Origin of the sequence: Salmonella sp. 741265050_HSA (genome assembly GCF_046569445.1) — a bacterium.
Taxonomy (GTDB): Bacteria; Pseudomonadota; Gammaproteobacteria; order Enterobacterales; family Enterobacteriaceae; genus Salmonella; species Salmonella enterica.
In genome coordinates this window covers 22,176-38,681 of sequence record NZ_JBKFSV010000002.1, presented here as the reverse complement: position 1 = coordinate 38,681, position 16,506 = coordinate 22,176, and the positions used below count along the sequence as shown (strand labels likewise).

The 16,506-nt window shown below is 55.2% G+C and carries 15 protein-coding genes; all 15 read left to right on the top strand.

Annotated elements, in window-relative coordinates; genetic code table 11:
• The gene (gene wcaB / locus ACLD4F_RS05895; protein WP_000888724.1) at nucleotides 1-489 is read left to right on the top strand and encodes a colanic acid biosynthesis acetyltransferase WcaB; all 489 of its coding nucleotides are present in this window, start codon (nucleotides 1-3) and stop codon (nucleotides 487-489) included.
• Nucleotides 486-1,703 (top strand): colanic acid biosynthesis glycosyltransferase WcaC, encoded by a 1,218-nt coding sequence (gene wcaC, locus ACLD4F_RS05890; protein ID WP_080207892.1) that lies wholly within the window; start codon nucleotides 486-488, stop codon nucleotides 1,701-1,703. Before wcaB ends, wcaC begins: the two co-directional genes overlap by 4 nt.
• Complete coding sequence (wcaD, locus tag ACLD4F_RS05885) at nucleotides 1,678-2,892, top strand: colanic acid polymerase WcaD (protein ID WP_000091397.1); 1,215 nt, start codon at nucleotides 1,678-1,680, stop codon at nucleotides 2,890-2,892. The genes wcaC and wcaD overlap by 26 nt, the downstream gene beginning before the upstream one ends.
• 12 nt (nucleotides 2,893-2,904) lie before the next feature.
• Nucleotides 2,905-3,651: a colanic acid biosynthesis glycosyltransferase WcaE gene (gene wcaE / locus ACLD4F_RS05880; protein ID WP_000480134.1), complete on the top strand. Its 747-nt coding sequence runs from the start codon at nucleotides 2,905-2,907 to the stop codon at nucleotides 3,649-3,651.
• A 15-nt stretch (nucleotides 3,652-3,666) separates the two neighbouring features.
• Entirely contained in the window at nucleotides 3,667-4,221 is a 555-nt protein-coding gene (gene wcaF, locus ACLD4F_RS05875) for a colanic acid biosynthesis acetyltransferase WcaF (protein ID WP_001153603.1), read from the top strand.
• 23 nt (nucleotides 4,222-4,244) lie between these two features.
• Nucleotides 4,245-5,366, top strand: coding sequence for a GDP-mannose 4,6-dehydratase (gene gmd, locus ACLD4F_RS05870; RefSeq protein ID WP_000048160.1), 1,122 nt, complete (start codon nucleotides 4,245-4,247; stop codon nucleotides 5,364-5,366).
• Between the two features lie 2 nt (nucleotides 5,367-5,368).
• The gene (locus ACLD4F_RS05865) at nucleotides 5,369-6,334 is read left to right on the top strand and encodes a GDP-L-fucose synthase family protein (protein WP_001041704.1); all 966 of its coding nucleotides are present in this window, start codon (nucleotides 5,369-5,371) and stop codon (nucleotides 6,332-6,334) included.
• A 2-nt stretch (nucleotides 6,335-6,336) separates the two neighbouring features.
• A complete protein-coding gene (locus ACLD4F_RS05860) occupies nucleotides 6,337-6,810 on the top strand; it encodes a GDP-mannose mannosyl hydrolase (RefSeq protein ID WP_001533018.1) in 474 nt (157 codons plus the stop codon).
• Nucleotides 6,807-8,030 (top strand): colanic acid biosynthesis fucosyltransferase WcaI, encoded by a 1,224-nt coding sequence (wcaI, locus tag ACLD4F_RS05855; protein WP_411010721.1) that lies wholly within the window; start codon nucleotides 6,807-6,809, stop codon nucleotides 8,028-8,030. The genes ACLD4F_RS05860 and wcaI overlap by 4 nt, the downstream gene beginning before the upstream one ends.
• Complete coding sequence (gene cpsB / locus ACLD4F_RS05850; protein ID WP_000605946.1) at nucleotides 8,027-9,469, top strand: mannose-1-phosphate guanyltransferase; 1,443 nt, start codon at nucleotides 8,027-8,029, stop codon at nucleotides 9,467-9,469. Before wcaI ends, cpsB begins: the two co-directional genes overlap by 4 nt.
• Nucleotides 9,470-9,579: 110 nt before the next feature.
• Nucleotides 9,580-10,950 carry a colanic acid biosynthesis phosphomannomutase CpsG gene (gene cpsG, locus ACLD4F_RS05845; RefSeq protein ID WP_023231091.1) on the top strand — a complete coding sequence of 457 codons (1,371 nt, stop codon included), beginning with the start codon at nucleotides 9,580-9,582 and terminating at the stop codon, nucleotides 10,948-10,950.
• A gap of 53 nt (nucleotides 10,951-11,003) precedes the next feature.
• Nucleotides 11,004-12,398 (top strand): undecaprenyl-phosphate glucose phosphotransferase, encoded by a 1,395-nt coding sequence (wcaJ, locus tag ACLD4F_RS05840; protein WP_000183155.1) that lies wholly within the window; start codon nucleotides 11,004-11,006, stop codon nucleotides 12,396-12,398.
• A 101-nt stretch (nucleotides 12,399-12,499) separates the two neighbouring features.
• Complete coding sequence (wzxC, locus tag ACLD4F_RS05835; protein ID WP_411010720.1) at nucleotides 12,500-13,978, top strand: colanic acid undecaprenyl disphosphate flippase WzxC; 1,479 nt, start codon at nucleotides 12,500-12,502, stop codon at nucleotides 13,976-13,978.
• Nucleotides 13,979-13,999: 21 nt separating this feature from the next.
• Complete coding sequence (wcaK, locus tag ACLD4F_RS05830) at nucleotides 14,000-15,280, top strand: colanic acid biosynthesis pyruvyl transferase WcaK (protein ID WP_094964811.1); 1,281 nt, start codon at nucleotides 14,000-14,002, stop codon at nucleotides 15,278-15,280.
• Complete coding sequence (gene wcaL, locus ACLD4F_RS05825; protein WP_411010719.1) at nucleotides 15,277-16,497, top strand: colanic acid biosynthesis glycosyltransferase WcaL; 1,221 nt, start codon at nucleotides 15,277-15,279, stop codon at nucleotides 16,495-16,497. The genes wcaK and wcaL overlap by 4 nt, the downstream gene beginning before the upstream one ends.
• Nucleotides 16,498-16,506: the final 9 nt, after the last annotated feature.

The window sequence follows — 16,506 nt, the reverse complement described above, 5'->3', positions numbered from 1 at the left end:
ATGCTGGAAGACTTACGCGCGAATAGCTGGAGCTTACGCCCCTGTTGCATGGTGCTGGCCTACCGTATCGCTCATTTTTGTTCCGTCTGGCGCAAAAAGAATGTGCTGAATAATCTGTGGGCCGCGCCGGTGCTGGTGCTGTATCGTGTGATCACGGAATGCCTGTTCGGGTATGAAATCCAGGCCGCCGCGACCATTGGTCGGCGGTTCACTATCCATCATGGTTACGCGGTAGTGATCAACAAACATGTCGTCGCCGGCGACGATTTTACCATTCGCCACGGCGTCACCATTGGCAATCGCGGCGCGGACAGCCTGGCTTGTCCGGTGATTGGTCACGGCGTTGAGCTGGGGGCGAATGTCATCCTGCTTGGCGATATTACTATTGGTAATCACGTCACGATTGGCGCGGGTAGCGTGGTGCTTGACAGTATTCCGGACCATGCGCTGGTGGTGGGAGAAAAAGCACGGGTGAAGGTCAGCACATGAATATTCTGCAATTTAATGTACGGCTGGCGGAAGGCGGCGCGGCGGGAGTGGCGTTGGATCTCCATCTGCGGGCGCTGCAAAAAGGGCTGACGTCACGTTTTGTCTATGGTTATGGCAAAGGCGGAAAAAAAAGCGTCAGCCACCACCGTTATCCGCAGGTGATAAAACAGACGCCGCGCGGCACGGCAATCGCTAATATCGCGCTGTTTCGTTTCCTGAATCGCGATCTGTTTGGCAATCTCGACAATCTTTACCGCACGGTTATCCAGACATCCGGCCCGCTGGTGCTGCATTTTCATGTTCTCCACAGTTACTGGCTAAACCTGGCGGACATCGTGATGTTTTGCGAAAAAGTCAAAGCGCAAAAACCGGACGTCACGCTGGTCTGGACGTTGCACGATCACTGGAGCGTCACCGGGCGTTGCGCCTTCACCGACGGTTGCGAGGGCTGGAAAAGCGGCTGCCAAAAATGTCCGACCCTAAGCAATTATCCGCCGGTCAGGGTGGATCGGGCGCACCAGCTTATTGGCGGCAAACGTCAGCGCTTTCGGGACATGCTGCGGCTGGGCTGCCGGTTTATTTCACCGAGCCAGCACGTGGCCGAGGCCTTTAACAGCGTTTATGGCGCGGGGCGCTGCCAGATTATTAACAACGGTATCGATCTGGCGACCGAGGCGATTCTCGCGCAGCTATCACCTGTGCCGCTGAATCCGGGCAAACCGCGAATTGCCATTGTGGCGCATGACTTGCGTTATGACGGCAAAACTGACCAGCGTCTGGTACACGACATGATGGCGCTGGGCGAAAAAATTGAACTGCATACCTTCGGTAAATTTTCGCCTTTTACTGGCCAAAACGTCGTTAATCACGGTTTTGAAACCGATAAGCGCAAATTAATGAGCGCGCTCAATGAGATGGATGCGCTGGTCTTTAGCTCGCGGGTCGATAACTATCCGCTGATCTTGTGTGAAGCGCTCTCGATCGGCGTACCGGTGCTCGCTACCCACAGCGAGGCGGCGCAGGAGGTGCTGGCGAAATCCGGCGGCCAGACCTTTGCCGCTACAGATGTACTGCGCCTGGCGCAGCGGCGTAAGCCAGAGATTGCTCAGGCGGTATTTGGCGCCACGCTGGACGCCTTTCGTATGCGTAGCCGCGTCGCGTACAGCGGTCAACAGATGCTGGAGGAGTATGTCTCGTTCTATCAGAATCTGTAGCTATCTGCTGCTGCCGCTGATCTACCTACTGGTCAATGTCAAGATTGCCCAACTGGGGGAAAGCTTTCCCATTACCATCGTCACTTTTTTACCGCTGTTGCTGCTGTTATTTGTGGAACGCATTAGCGTAAAAAAATTAATGATCGCCTTAGGCATCGGCGCGGGGCTTACGGCATTTAACTTCCTGTTCGGCCAGTCGCTGAATGCCGGTAAATATGTCACGTCCACGATGCTGTTTGTCTATATTGTGGTCATTATCGGGATGGTCTGGAGTATCCGATTCAAAACCATTTCCGCGCATAACCACCGAAAGATTTTGCGTTTTTTTTATCTGGTGGTGGGTATGGTGGTCGCGCTCGCCGCGGTTGAGATGGCGCAAATTATCCTTACCGGCGGCAGCAGTATTATGGAAGGAATTTCGAAATATCTCATTTACAGTAATAGCTACGTACTGAACTTCATAAAATTTGGCGGTAAGCGTACCACTGCGCTTTATTTTGAACCGGCATTTTTCGCTTTGGCACTAATCTCAATTTGGCTGAGCATCAAACAGTTTGGTATCAAAACACCGAAAAGCGATGCTATGATTCTGGCAGGGATAATATTATCAGGATCATTTTCAGGGGTAATGACCTTTATCCTGTTTTATCTTCTGGAGTGGGCGTTCCAATATTTGAATAAGGATGCGATAAAGAAAAAACTTCCACTGGCGCTGGTCTCATTAACCCTGTTTTTGGTTGGGGTAATTATTGCATTTCCTTATATCGCGACACGACTTGGCGATTTAGGGACGGAAGGCTCATCTTCTTATTATCGTATTGTAGGCCCCTTAGTCATGGTCGGATATTCCTTGACCCATATTGATGGTGTAGTCAGATTTGGCTCACTTTATGAATATGTCGCATCATTCGGAATCTTTAACGGTGCGGATGTCGGGAAAACCATAGACAATGGATTGTATCTGCTGATTATTTATTTTTCCTGGTTCGCAGTGCTAATGACGCTGTGGTATATGGGGAAAGTTTTAAAAATGGCGCTAAATGCGTTTGGCGATAATCGCAATTTTCGGGTACAGCTCTATCTTTTTACGCCGGTGTCGCTGTTTTTTACCGGTTCAATATTTAGCCCGGAATATGCTTTTTTAATCGTCTGTCCGTTCATTTTGCGCAAGGCGTTAAAAATTTCATAACGGGGTGGTGGCATGTTTTTAAGCGTCGTTACCGTCGCCTTTCGCAATTACGAAGGGGTGGTAAAAACCTGGCGCTCGCTGCGCAATCTGGCGCGCGATCCGGGCCTGTCATTTGAATGGATCGTAGTGGATGGCGGTTCGGAGGACGGCACGCGCGAATTTCTGCAAAAACGTCACGGTGAGTTTAACCTGCGTTTTATCAGTGAAAAGGATCGCGGTATTTATGATGCCATGAACAAAGGCATTGCGCTGGCGCAGGGGCGCTATACCCTGTTTCTTAATTCCGGTGATGCGTTCCATGATGATGCCGCGCTGTTTGTCCGGCAACTGGCGCGACAAAAGGGCGAGGCGATGTATATTGGCGACGCGCTGCTGGATTTCGGCGGCGGGCATAAAATACGCCGGAAGGCTAAACCCGGGTATTATATCTACCATAGTTTGCCAGCCAGCCATCAGGCGATATTTTTCCCGACGGTAGCGTTAAAAAAGTATCCTTATGATCTGCAATATCATGTCTCTTCAGATTATGCGCTGGCGGCCCGTCTCTATAAAGCAGGCTATCCTTTTCGGCGAATTAACGGACTGGTATCTGAATTTTCGATGGGCGGCGTGTCAACCTCGAATAATCTGGAATTATGTCAGGATGCAAAAAACGTACAGCGAAAAATATTACGTGTGCCAGGGTTTTGGGCGCAATTATCCTATTTATTACGTCTGAAAACGACGGGTAAAACAAAAGCGCGGTATAACAAAGTCTAATCACCGGGAGTTATTATGCAGGATCTTAGCGGCTTTACGGTGCCGAAGGGGTTCCGCGGCGCTAATGCGCTAAAAGTACAATTATGGTGGGCGGTACAGGCGACATTATTCGCTGGGTCGCCGCAAATATTGTATCGCTGGCGAGCCTTTTTGCTGCGTCTGTTTGGCGCCAAAATTGGAAAGAATGTGGTTATCCGACCGTCAGTAAAAATTACCTATCCGTGGAAATTAACCGTCGGCGATTATGCCTGGGTAGGCGACGACGCTGTGTTATATACGTTGGGTGAAATTAATATTGGCGCACATGCGGTCATTTCACAAAAAGGGTATTTGTGTACCGGTAGCCATGATTATACCAGCGCCCATTTCGATATTAACGCCGCGCCGATTGTTATTGGCGAAAAATGTTGGCTGGCAACCGATGTTTTTGTCGCGCCCGGCGTGACGATAGGTCATGGCACCGTCGTCGGCGCACGCAGCAGCGTATTTAAATCATTACCGGCAAATGCGATTTGTCGGGGCAATCCCGCAGTGGTAACGCGCCAGCGCGTTCAGAAAGTTACTCCCTAACGGGACTATTTGAGGAAATGAAAATGTCAAAAGTCGCTCTCATTACTGGCGTAACCGGACAGGATGGGTCTTACCTGGCAGAATTTCTGCTGGAAAAAGGGTATGAGGTGCATGGTATCAAGCGCCGCGCGTCATCGTTTAATACCGAGCGCGTGGACCATATTTATCAGGATCCGCACAGCTGCAACCCGAAATTTCATCTGCATTATGGCGACCTGACCGACGCCTCCAACCTGACCCGCATTTTACAGGAAGTGCAGCCGGATGAGGTCTACAACCTGGGCGCGATGAGCCATGTGGCGGTGTCGTTTGAGTCGCCGGAATATACCGCCGATGTGGATGCGATGGGCACGCTGCGCCTGCTGGAGGCGATCCGCTTCCTCGGTCTTGAAAAGAAAACGCGGTTCTACCAGGCCTCCACCTCTGAACTGTACGGGCTGGTGCAGGAAATTCCGCAGAAAGAGACCACGCCGTTCTACCCGCGTTCCCCCTATGCGGTGGCGAAACTGTACGCCTACTGGATCACCGTCAACTACCGTGAATCCTACGGCATTTACGCCTGTAACGGCATTCTGTTTAACCACGAGTCCCCGCGTCGCGGCGAAACCTTCGTCACCCGTAAGATCACCCGCGCCATCGCCAATATCGCGCAGGGACTGGAGTCCTGCCTGTATCTCGGCAACATGGACTCGCTGCGCGACTGGGGTCATGCGAAAGATTACGTGCGAATGCAGTGGATGATGTTACAGCAGGAGCAGCCGGAAGATTTCGTGATTGCCACCGGCGTGCAGTATTCCGTACGCCAGTTTGTGGAGCTGGCGGCGGCGCAACTGGGGATAAAACTGCGCTTTGAAGGCGAAGGCATTAATGAAAAAGGGATCGTGGTATCCGTTACCGGACACGATGCGCCGGGCGTGAAACCGGGCGATGTGATTGTGGCCGTTGATCCGCGTTATTTCCGTCCGGCGGAAGTGGAAACCCTGCTGGGCGACCCGTCCAAAGCGCATGAGAAACTGGGCTGGAAACCGGAAATCACCCTGTCGGAGATGGTCTCCGAGATGGTGGCGAACGATCTGGAGGCCGCGAAAAAACACTCACTGCTGAAATCTCACGGTTACGAGGTGGCCATCGCGCTGGAGTCCTGAGAATGAATAAGCAACGAATTTTTGTGGCGGGCCATCGCGGGATGGTGGGCTCCGCCATTGTACGGCAGCTTGCGCAGCGCGGCGACGTGGAACTGGTGCTGCGCACCCGCGATGAGCTGGATCTGCTCGACGGGCGCGCGGTACAGGCGTTCTTTGCCGGGGCGGGTATCGACCAGGTTTATCTGGCGGCGGCGAAAGTGGGCGGCATTGTCGCCAACAACACGTATCCGGCGGATTTTATTTATGAAAACATGATGATAGAGAGCAACATTATTCACGCCGCGCACCTGCACAACGTGAACAAACTGCTGTTTCTCGGTTCGTCCTGTATCTATCCGAAACTGGCAAGGCAGCCGATGGCGGAAAGCGAGCTGCTGCAGGGAACGCTGGAGCCGACCAACGAGCCGTACGCCATCGCCAAGATCGCCGGGATTAAACTGTGCGAGTCCTACAACCGGCAGTACGGTCGCGACTACCGTTCGGTGATGCCAACCAACCTGTACGGCCCGCATGACAATTTCCATCCGGACAATTCACATGTGATCCCGGCGCTGCTGCGCCGCTTTCATGAGGCTGCGCAGAGCCACGCGCCGGAGGTGGTGGTGTGGGGCAGCGGCACGCCGATGCGCGAATTTCTGCACGTTGACGATATGGCGGCGGCCAGTATTCACGTGATGGAGCTGGCGCGCGAAGTGTGGCAGGAGAACACCGACCCGATGCTGTCGCACATTAACGTCGGCACTGGCGTGGACTGCACCATTCGCGAGCTGGCGCAGACCATCGCAAAGGTGGTGGGTTACCAGGGCCGGGTGGTGTTCGACGCCGCGAAGCCGGACGGCACGCCGCGTAAATTACTCGACGTCACGCGCCTGCATCAGCTTGGCTGGTATCACGAAATTTCACTGGAGGCAGGGCTTGCCGGTACTTACCAGTGGTTCCTTGAGAATCAGCAACGGTTCCGGGGGTGACAATGTTTTTACGTCAGGAAGATTTCGCCGCCGTGGTGCGGGCGACGCCCCTCATCTCCCTCGATTTCATCGTGGAAAACGGCCAGGGGGAAATTTTACTGGGCCAGCGTCTCAACCGTCCGGCGCAGGGCTACTGGTTTGTGCCGGGGGGGCGGGTGTGCAAAGACGAAACGCTGGAGGCCGCCTTTGCACGCCTGACGCAGGCGGAACTGGGCGTGCGTCTGCCGCTGGCGGCAGGGACGTTTTATGGCGTCTGGCAGCACTTCTATGACGACAACTTTTCCGGTGAGGATTTTTCAACTCACTACATCGTGCTCGGCTTTCGTCTGCGTGTGGCGGAGAGCGATTTACGCCTGCCTGACGCGCAGCATGGCAGTTACCGCTGGCTGACGCCGGAACAGCTTCTGGCAAGCGATAATGTTCATGAGAACAGTCGGGCCTACTTCCTTCCTGACGCGCCGGCGGTGGGCCTATGAAGATCCTGGTCTATGGCATTAACTATTCGCCGGAACTGACCGGTATCGGCAAATATACCGGCGAAATGGTGGCGTGGATGGCGCGGGAAGGCCATGAGGTGCGGGTAATCACCGCGCCGCCGTACTACCCGCAGTGGAAGGTCGGCGAGCGCTATTCCGCCTGGCGCTATCGCCGGGAAGAGGGCGAGGCTACCGTCTGGCGCTGCCCGCTGTATGTGCCGAAACAGCCCTCCACCCTAAAACGACTACTTCATCTGGGGAGCTTTGCATTGAGCAGTTTTTTCCCACTGATGGCGCAGCGTCGCTGGAAGCCGGATCGGATTATCGGCGTTGTACCGACGCTCTTTTGTACGCCGGGAATGCGTCTGCTGGCGACACTCTCCGGCGCGCGTACCGTACTGCATATTCAGGATTACGAAGTGGACGCCATGCTCGGCTTAGGAATGGCGGGAAAAGGCAAGCGCGGCAGCGTAGCGCGGTTAGCGACGGCCTTTGAACGCAGCGCGCTGCGTAACGTTGATAATGTTTCGACCATTTCTCGCTCCATGATGAATAAAGCGCGGGAAAAAGGCGTCGCGGCGGAAAAAATCCTCTTTTTTCCGAACTGGTCGGAGGTGGTGCGCTTTCAGGACGTTAATGACGCTGACGTGACGGCTTTGCGTCAGCAGCTTGGCTTGCCAGAGGGCAAAAAAATTGTGCTCTATTCCGGCAATATCGGCGAAAAACAAGGGCTGGAAAAGGTAATTGACGCCGCGGAACGATTACGCGATCGACCGCTGATTTTCGCGATTGTCGGCCAGGGGGGCGGCAAGGCGCGGCTGGAGAACATGGCCCGCGAACGCGGCCTGCCAAATATTAAATTCCTCCCGCTGCAGCCTTACGACGTCTTACCCGCGCTACTGAAAATGGGCGACTGCCATCTGGTGGTGCAAAAGCGCGGCGCGGCGGATGCGGTACTGCCCTCCAAGCTGACTAACATTCTGGCGGTCGGCGGCAATGCGGTAATTACCGCTGAGCCGCACACCGAATTAGGACAACTTTGCGCACGCTATCCGGGCATCGCCGTTTGCGTGGAACCGGAGTCGACCGACGCGCTGGTTAACGGGATTAGCCAGGCGCTCGCCATGCCGAAAAACAACACGACGGCACGTGAATACGCCGAACGCACGCTCAATAAAGAGAACGTGCTACGCCAATTTATTGCAGATATTCGGGGATGATAATGCGTCAGACAAAACTTTACCCGGTTGTGATGGCCGGTGGCTCCGGTAGCCGATTGTGGCCGCTTTCTCGCGTGCTTTATCCAAAACAGTTTCTGTGCCTGAAAGGCGATCTCACCATGCTGCAAACCACCATTTGCCGTCTGAACGGCGTGGAGTGCGAAAGCCCGGTGGTTATCTGCAACGAACAGCACCGTTTTATCGTTGCCGAACAGCTCCGCCAGCTCAATAAGCTGACGGAGAACATTATTCTTGAGCCCGCCGGGCGCAATACCGCGCCGGCGATTGCGTTGGCGGCGCTGGCGGCGACGCGCCAGCATACGGACTGCGATCCGCTGATGCTGGTACTGGCGGCGGATCATGCGATCGCCAATGAAGAGGCCTTCCGCGACGCGGTGCGCGGCGCCATGCCCTATGCCGACGCGGGCAAACTGGTGACCTTCGGTATCGTGCCGGATCTGCCGGAAACCGGCTATGGCTATATCCGGCGCGGTGATGTCGTGCCGGGCGCGACGGATGCGGTGGCTTTTGAGGTGGCGCAGTTCGTTGAGAAGCCGGGGCTGGAAACCGCTCAGGCCTACGTCGCCAGCGGCGATTACTACTGGAACAGCGGCATGTTTCTGTTCCGCGCCGGACGCTATCTGGAAGAGCTGAAAAAGTTCCGCCCCGATATTCTGGCCGCTTGTGAACAGGCGATGCGCGGCGTCGATCCGGATCTTGACTTCATTCGTGTGGATGAAGAGGCCTTCCTCGCCTGTCCGGAAGAGTCCATTGACTACGCGGTGATGGAACGGACGGCGGACGCGGTGGTGATGCCAATGGACGCGGGCTGGAGCGATGTCGGCTCGTGGTCCTCGCTGTGGGAAATCAGCGCCCACACCCCGGAGGGAAACGTCCACCACGGCGACGTCATCAGCCATAAAACGGAAAACAGCTACGTTTACGCCGAATCCGGCCTGGTGACCACCGTCGGCGTGAAGGATCTGGTGGTGGTGCAGACCAAAGACGCCGTGCTGATTGCCGATCGCCACGCGGTGCAGGACGTGAAAAAGGTGGTGGAGAAGATCAAGGCCGACGGACGCCATGAGCACCACATGCACCGCGAGGTTTACCGTCCGTGGGGCAAATACGACTCCATCGACGCGGGCGAGCGCTATCAGGTGAAGCGCATTACCGTCAAGCCGGGGGAAGGACTGTCGGTGCAGATGCACCATCACCGCGCCGAGCACTGGGTGGTGGTGGCGGGGACCGCCAGAGTCACCATCAACGGCGAGGTTAAGCTGCTCGGTGAAAACGAGTCCATCTATATTCCGCTGGGGGCGACCCACTGCCTGGAAAATCCGGGAAAAATACCGCTCGATTTAATTGAAGTACGTTCCGGCTCGTATCTCGAAGAGGACGACGTGGTGCGGTTCGAGGATCGTTACGGGCGGGTCTGACGCCTGCAACGGTGCCCGGTAAGCGCAACGCGCCATCCGGCAATGAACAACAATAACGATGTTGGCCATTTACGGTCAGGGCTAACTGTTGCCTGAAGAAGGGTAAGCACATGACAAAATTAACCTGTTTCAAGGCCTACGACATTCGCGGCAGGCTGGGCGAAGAGCTCAATGAAGATATCGCGTGGCGGATTGGCCGCGCTTACGGCGAATATTTAAAACCGAAAACCATCGTGCTGGGCGGCGACGTGCGCCTGACCAGCGAGGCGCTGAAGCTGGCGCTGGCGAAAGGGTTACAGGACGCGGGCGTCGACGTGCTGGATATCGGTATGTCCGGCACCGAAGAGATTTACTTCGCCACCTTCCACCTCGGCGTGGACGGCGGTATTGAAGTGACCGCCAGCCATAATCCGATGGACTACAACGGCATGAAGCTGGTGCGCGAGGGTGCCCGCCCGATAAGCGGCGACACCGGTCTGCGCGACGTTCAGCGTCTGGCGGAAGCGGGCGACTTCCCGCCGGTGAACGAGGCCGCGCGCGGCAGCTACAGACAAATCAGCCTGCGCGACGCCTACATCGACCACCTGCTGGGCTATATCAGTGTTAACAATCTCACCCCGCTGAAGCTGGTGGTGAATTCCGGCAACGGCGCGGCGGGGCCGGTCATTGACGCCATCGAAGCACGTCTGAAGGCGCTGGGCGCGCCGGTGGAGTTCATCAAAATCCACAACACCCCGGACGGCACCTTCCCGAACGGCATTCCCAACCCGTTGCTGCCGGAGTGTCGCGACGACACCCGCAAGGCCGTTATTGAACACGGGGCGGACATGGGTATCGCCTTTGACGGCGACTTCGACCGCTGCTTCCTGTTCGATGAGAAAGGGCAGTTTATCGAGGGGTACTACATCGTCGGGCTGCTGGCGGAAGCGTTTCTGGAAAAACACCCGGGGGCGAAGATTATCCACGACCCGCGCCTGACCTGGAACACGGAGGCAGTGGTGACGGCGGCGGGCGGGACACCGGTGATGTCAAAAACCGGGCACGCCTTTATCAAGGAGCGGATGCGTACGGAGGATGCCATTTATGGCGGGGAAATGAGCGCGCATCACTATTTTCGTGATTTTGCCTACTGCGACAGCGGGATGATCCCGTGGCTGCTGGTGGCGGAGCTGGTGTGCCTGAAGGGGCAGTCGCTGGGTGAACTGGTTCGTGACCGGATGGCGGCGTTCCCGGCGAGCGGGGAAATCAACAGCAGGCTGGCGGAGCCGGCGGCGGCCATCGCGCGGGTGGAAGCGCACTTCGCGGAAGAGGCGCAGGCGGTGGATCGCACGGACGGTCTCAGCATGTCATTCCCGGACTGGCGTTTCAACCTGCGCTCGTCGAACACCGAACCGGTGGTGCGCCTGAATGTGGAATCACGCGGCGATATTCCGCTGATGGAAGCGCGAACACGCACTCTGCTGGCGCTGCTGAATCAGTAACGTCAGATCTCCCCTTACCGCCTGCGGGTAAGGGGCCAATCACAGGAACAACGATGACAAATCTAAAAAAGCGCGAACGAGCCAAAACCAATGCATCGTTAATCTCTATGGTGCAACGCTTTTCAGATATCACCATCATGTTTGGCGGGCTGTGGTTCATCTGTGAAGTCAGTGGACTGCCATTCCTGTACATGCACCTGTTGGTGGCGCTGATTACGCTGGTTGTTTTTCAAATGCTGGGCGGGATAACCGATTTTTATCGCTCCTGGCGCGGCGTCAAAATGTCGACAGAGTTAACGCTGTTACTGCAAAACTGGACGCTGAGCCTGATCTTCAGCGCCGGTCTGGTGGCGTTTAATGATGACTTTGACAACCGCCTCGCCACCTGGCTGGCCTGGTATGCGCTGTCCAGCCTGGGCTTAGTGTTATGCCGTTCATTTATTCGTTTCGGCGCGGGATGGCTACGCAATCGTGGTTATAACACTCGCCGGGTCGCCGTCGCCGGAGATTTGCCTGCGGGCCAGGCGTTGCTGGATAGCTTCCGTAATGAGCCGTGGCTGGGTTTTGAGGTGGTGGGCGTCTATCACGATCCTAAACCGGGCGGCGTCTCTGCTGACTGGGCCGGGAACTTCGAGCAGTTAATTGACGATGCGAAAGCCTCGCGAATTCACAATGTTTATATCGCCATGTCAATGAGCGACGGCGCCATGGTGAAAAAACTGGTGCGCGAGCTGGCCGACACCACCTGCTCGGTGATCCTTATTCCCGATGTGTTCACCTTTAATATTCTCCACTCGCGCGTGGAGGAGATGAGCGGCGTTCCGGTCGTTCCGCTGTATGACACGCCGCTGTCAGGGATTAACCGTCTGCTTAAACGGGCAGAGGATATCGTGCTGGCGTCGCTGATTCTGCTGCTCATCTCACCGGTACTGTGCTGCATTGCGCTGGCGGTCAAATTGAGCTCGCCCGGGCCGGTGATTTTCCGTCAGACGCGCTACGGGATGGACGGCAAGCCGATCAAGGTCTGGAAGTTCCGCTCAATGAAGGTGATGGAGAACGATAAGGTCGTTACCCAGGCGACGCAAAACGATCCGCGCGTCACCCGGGTAGGTAACTTTTTGCGTCGTACCTCGCTGGATGAATTACCGCAGTTTATCAACGTGTTAACCGGCGGGATGTCCATCGTCGGTCCTCGCCCGCACGCGGTGGCGCATAACGAACAGTATCGTCAGTTGATTGAAGGTTACATGCTACGCCACAAGATGAAGCCGGGCATCACCGGCTGGGCGCAAATTAATGGCTGGCGCGGTGAGACCGATACGCTGGAGAAAATGGAAAAACGCGTGGAGTTCGACCTGGAATACATCCGCGAATGGAGTATTTGGTTCGATATCAAAATCGTTTTTCTGACGATTTTTAAAGGGTTTGTTAATAAAGCGGCGTATTAAGAACCTGACCCACAAGGCTATTTTACTTGCCATATTGCACCAGGGCAGTGCTCAATCTGGCTGCGCCAATGACGCCTTGTGAGCAGGTTCTGGAGAAAAGAATGAGTTTACGACAAAAAACGATCAGCGGCGCTAAATGGTCGGCTATCGCCACGATAGTGATTATCGGTCTGGGGTTAATTCAGATGACGGTGCTGGCGCGGATCATCGACAACCACCAGTTTGGCCTGTTGACCGTCTCGCTGGTGATTATCGCGCTGGCCGACACGATCTCGGACTTTGGCATCGCGAACTCGATTATCCAGCGTAAAACGATTGGGCATCTGGAGCTGACCACGCTCTACTGGCTAAACGTTGGGCTTGGGATTGTGGTATTTGCGGTGGTCTTTTGGCTGAGCGATGCGATTGCCCATGTTTTGCATAACCCGGATCTCGCGCCGTTAATCAAAACGTTGTCGCTGGCGTTCATCGTGATCCCTCACGGGCAGCAGTTCCGCGCGCTGATGCAAAAAGAGCTGGAGTTCAATAAGATCGGCATGATCGAAACGACCTCCGTGCTGGCGGGGTTCACCTTTACGGTGATTAGCGCCCATTACTGGCCGCTGGCGTTAACCGCGATTCTCGGCTATCTGGTGAACAGTGCGGTGCGAACGCTGCTGTTTGGTTACTTCGGCCGCAAGATTTACCGTCCGGGGCTGCATTTTTCGCTGGCATCGGTGTCCACGAACCTGCGTTTTGGCGCGTGGCTGACGGCGGACAGTATCGTCAATTACATCAACACGAATTTATCGACGCTGGTACTGGCGAGAATTCTCGGCGCAAGCGTCGCCGGGGGATATAACCTCGCGTACAACGTGGCGGTTGTGCCGCCGGCGAAGCTTAACCCCATCATTACTCGCGTGCTATTTCCGGCATTCGCCAAAATCCAGGACGATACCGAGAAGCTGCGCGTCAACTTCTATAAGTTGCTTTCCGTGGTGGGAATTATCAATTTTCCCGCGCTGTTGGGCCTGATGGTAGTGGCGAACAATTTTGTGCCGTTAGTGTTTGGCGAGAAGTGGAACAGTATTATCCCGATCCTGCAATTGCTGTGCGTGGTGGGGCTGTTGCGCTCGGTCGGCAACCCGATTGGTTCGCTGCTGATGGCGAAAGCGCGCGTGGATATCAGCTTTAAGTTCAACGTCTTTAAAACGTTTCTGTTTATCCCGGCAATTCTCATTGGCGGCCATCTGGCGGGGGCGATTGGCGTGACGCTGGGGTTCCTGGTGGTGCAAATCATCAACACCATTCTGAGCTATTTCGTGATGATTAAGCCAGTACTCGGCTCCAGCTATCGTCAGTATATTCTCAGCCTGTGGCTACCGTTTTATCTCTCATTGCCAACATTTATTACCAGCTACGGTGCAGGAAAGCTGGTCGACGGCTATTTACCGTTGTCAGGGGTATTCGCACTACAGGTTGTAGTCGGTATTTTGAGTTTTATTTTAATGATTATTTTTTCACGCAATGCGCTGGTGATGGAAATTAAAAATCAGCTTGTTGGCAGTGCAAAAATGAAAAAGTTATTACGTGTCGTATGACGGGGATATAAGAGGCTATTTATGAAATTATTAATTTTAGGCAACCACACATGCGGCAACCGTGGTGATAGCGCCATTATGCGCGGTTTGCTTGATGCCATCCGTCAACAGGCGCCAGAGGCGGAGATGGATGTGATGAGCCGTTTCCCGGTGAGTTCCGCCTGGTTGCAGGGGCGCCCGATTATTGCCGACCCGCTGTATCAGTTAAGCCAGAAACAGCAGGCGGCGGCAGGGCTTAACGGTCGGGTGAAAAAAGTATTACGTCGTCGTTTTCAGCATAAAATTTTATTGTCTAAAGTCGCCCAGGAAGGATCGCTGCGTAATTTTGCTATCGCGCCGGAATTTGCCGAATTCGCGCAATTTATTGCGCAGTATGACGCCGTCATTCAGGTGGGCGGTTCAAACTATGTCGACTTATACGGTTTGACTCACTTTGAATATCCGCTGTGCGCGTTTATGGCGAACAAACCAATTTATATGGTGGGACATAGCGTCGGCCCTTTCCAGAACCCTGACTTTAGCCAGCTCGCCAATTATGTTTTTGGACGCACCAGTGCGTTGATCCTGCGTGAAACCGTCAGCCGCGATCTGATGACCGCCGCGCAGATCGATACCCGGAAAGTGGAGCAGGGGGTGGATACCGCCTGGTTAGTCGAACGCCGTCACGACGAGTTTGTTGCCAGTTATGCTGTGCAGCACTGGCTGGACGTCACCGCGCGCCGCAAAACCGTCGCGATTACGTTGCGCGATCTGGAGCCGTTTGATAAACGCCTGGGCACCACTCAGCAGGCCTATGAGCAGGCATTTGCTCAGGTCGTGAATCGCCTGATTGCGGACGGTTATCAGGTACTGGCGCTGTCGACCTGCACCAGTATCGATCGCTATAACCGCGATGACCGGATGGTTGCGTTACGGATGGCGAAGTATGTAAACGACTCAGAACATTTCCATATCGCGATGGACGAACTCAATGACGTGGAAATCGGAAAGATCCTCGCCTCCTGCGTACTGACCATCGGGACGCGCCTGCATTCCGCCATTATCTCCATGAATTTTGGCACGCCCGCTATCGCCATTAATTATGAACATAAATCCGCCGGGATTATGCAGCAGCTAGGCCTGGCGGAATTGGCCATCGATATCCGTCACTTGCTGAACGGTTCATTACAAAGCGTGGTGGCCGATACGCTCAATCAATTGCCTGCGCTAAAGGCAAAAGTGGCTAACGCCGTTACCGAGGAGCGGGCGAAAGGGTTCACGATGATCAAATCCGTTCTCGACAGAATTCGGGAGGCGCAATGAAAGTCAGCTTTTTTCTGCTGAAATTTCCACTCTCATCGGAAACCTTTGTGCTGAATCAGATTACTGCGTTTATTGATATGGGCCATGAGGTGGAGATTGTCGCGTTACAAAAAGGCGATACCCAACATACTCACGCCGCCTGGGAGAAGTATGGCCTGGCGGCGAAAACCCGCTGGTTACAGGATGAGCCCCTGGGACGGCTGGCGAAACTGCGCTACCGGGCATGTAAAACGCTGCCGGGGCTGCATCGGGCGGCGACCTGGAAAGCGCTCAATTTTACCCGCTATGGCGATGAATCACGCAATTTGATCCTTTCCGCGATTTGCGCGCAGGTGAGCCAGCCTTTTGTGGCGGATGTGTTTATCGCACACTTTGGTCCGGCGGGCGTGACGGCGGCCAAACTACGCGAACTGGGCGTGCTTCGCGGCAAAATAGCGACTATTTTCCACGGGATTGATATCTCCAGCCGCGAGGTGCTCAGTCATTACACGCCGGAGTATCAGCAGTTGTTTCGTCGTGGCGATCTGATGCTGCCCATCAGCGATCTGTGGGCCGGTCGCCTGAAAAGTATGGGCTGCCCGCCGGAAAAGATTGCCGTTTCGCGCATGGGCGTCGACATGACGCGTTTTACTCATCGTCCGGTGAAAGCGCCAGGGATGCCGCTGGAGATGATTTCCGTCGCGCGCCTGACCGAGAAAAAAGGCCTGCATGTGGCGATTGAAGCCTGTCGGCAACTGAAAGCGCAGGGCGTGGCGTTTCGCTACCGCATTCTGGGGATTGGCCCGTGGGAACGTCGGCTGCGCACGCTCATCGAGCAGTATCAGCTAGAGGATGTCATTGAGATGCCGGGGTTTAAACCGAGCCATGAAGTGAAGGCGATGCTGGATGACGCCGATGTTTTTTTGCTGCCGTCGATTACCGGTACGGATGGCGATATGGAAGGTATTCCGGTGGCGCTGATGGAGGCGATGGCGGTAGGGATTCCCGTGGTATCTACCGTGCATAGCGGTATTCCGGAACTGGTGGAGGCCGGCAAATCCGGCTGGCTGGTGCCGGAAAACGATGCGCAGGCGCTGGCGGCCCGACTCGCTGAGTTCAGCCGGATTGACCACGACACGCTGGAGTCGGTGATCACGCGCGCCCGTGAAAAAGTGGCGCAAGATTTTAATCAGCAGGCGATTAATCGCCAGTTAGCCAGCCTGCTACAAACGATATAAACGAGGTGG

Coding starts and splice junctions, on each gene's coding strand:
- wcaD (WP_000091397.1), top strand. CDS start 1,678: ATGTCTCGTTCTATCAGAATCTGTAGCTATCTGCTGCTGCCGCTGATC.
- ACLD4F_RS05860 (WP_001533018.1), top strand. CDS start 6,337: ATGTTTTTACGTCAGGAAGATTTCGCCGCCGTGGTGCGGGCGACGCCC.
- cpsB (WP_000605946.1), top strand. CDS start 8,027: ATGATAATGCGTCAGACAAAACTTTACCCGGTTGTGATGGCCGGTGGC.
- wcaE (WP_000480134.1), top strand. CDS start 2,905: ATGTTTTTAAGCGTCGTTACCGTCGCCTTTCGCAATTACGAAGGGGTG.
- wcaF (WP_001153603.1), top strand. CDS start 3,667: ATGCAGGATCTTAGCGGCTTTACGGTGCCGAAGGGGTTCCGCGGCGCT.
- wcaK (WP_094964811.1), top strand. CDS start 14,000: ATGAAATTATTAATTTTAGGCAACCACACATGCGGCAACCGTGGTGAT.
- wcaC (WP_080207892.1), top strand. CDS start 486: ATGAATATTCTGCAATTTAATGTACGGCTGGCGGAAGGCGGCGCGGCG.
- wcaB (WP_000888724.1), top strand. CDS start 1: ATGCTGGAAGACTTACGCGCGAATAGCTGGAGCTTACGCCCCTGTTGC.
- gmd (WP_000048160.1), top strand. CDS start 4,245: ATGTCAAAAGTCGCTCTCATTACTGGCGTAACCGGACAGGATGGGTCT.
- wzxC (WP_411010720.1), top strand. CDS start 12,500: ATGAGTTTACGACAAAAAACGATCAGCGGCGCTAAATGGTCGGCTATC.
- wcaJ (WP_000183155.1), top strand. CDS start 11,004: ATGACAAATCTAAAAAAGCGCGAACGAGCCAAAACCAATGCATCGTTA.
- ACLD4F_RS05865 (WP_001041704.1), top strand. CDS start 5,369: ATGAATAAGCAACGAATTTTTGTGGCGGGCCATCGCGGGATGGTGGGC.
- cpsG (WP_023231091.1), top strand. CDS start 9,580: ATGACAAAATTAACCTGTTTCAAGGCCTACGACATTCGCGGCAGGCTG.
- wcaL (WP_411010719.1), top strand. CDS start 15,277: ATGAAAGTCAGCTTTTTTCTGCTGAAATTTCCACTCTCATCGGAAACC.
- wcaI (WP_411010721.1), top strand. CDS start 6,807: ATGAAGATCCTGGTCTATGGCATTAACTATTCGCCGGAACTGACCGGT.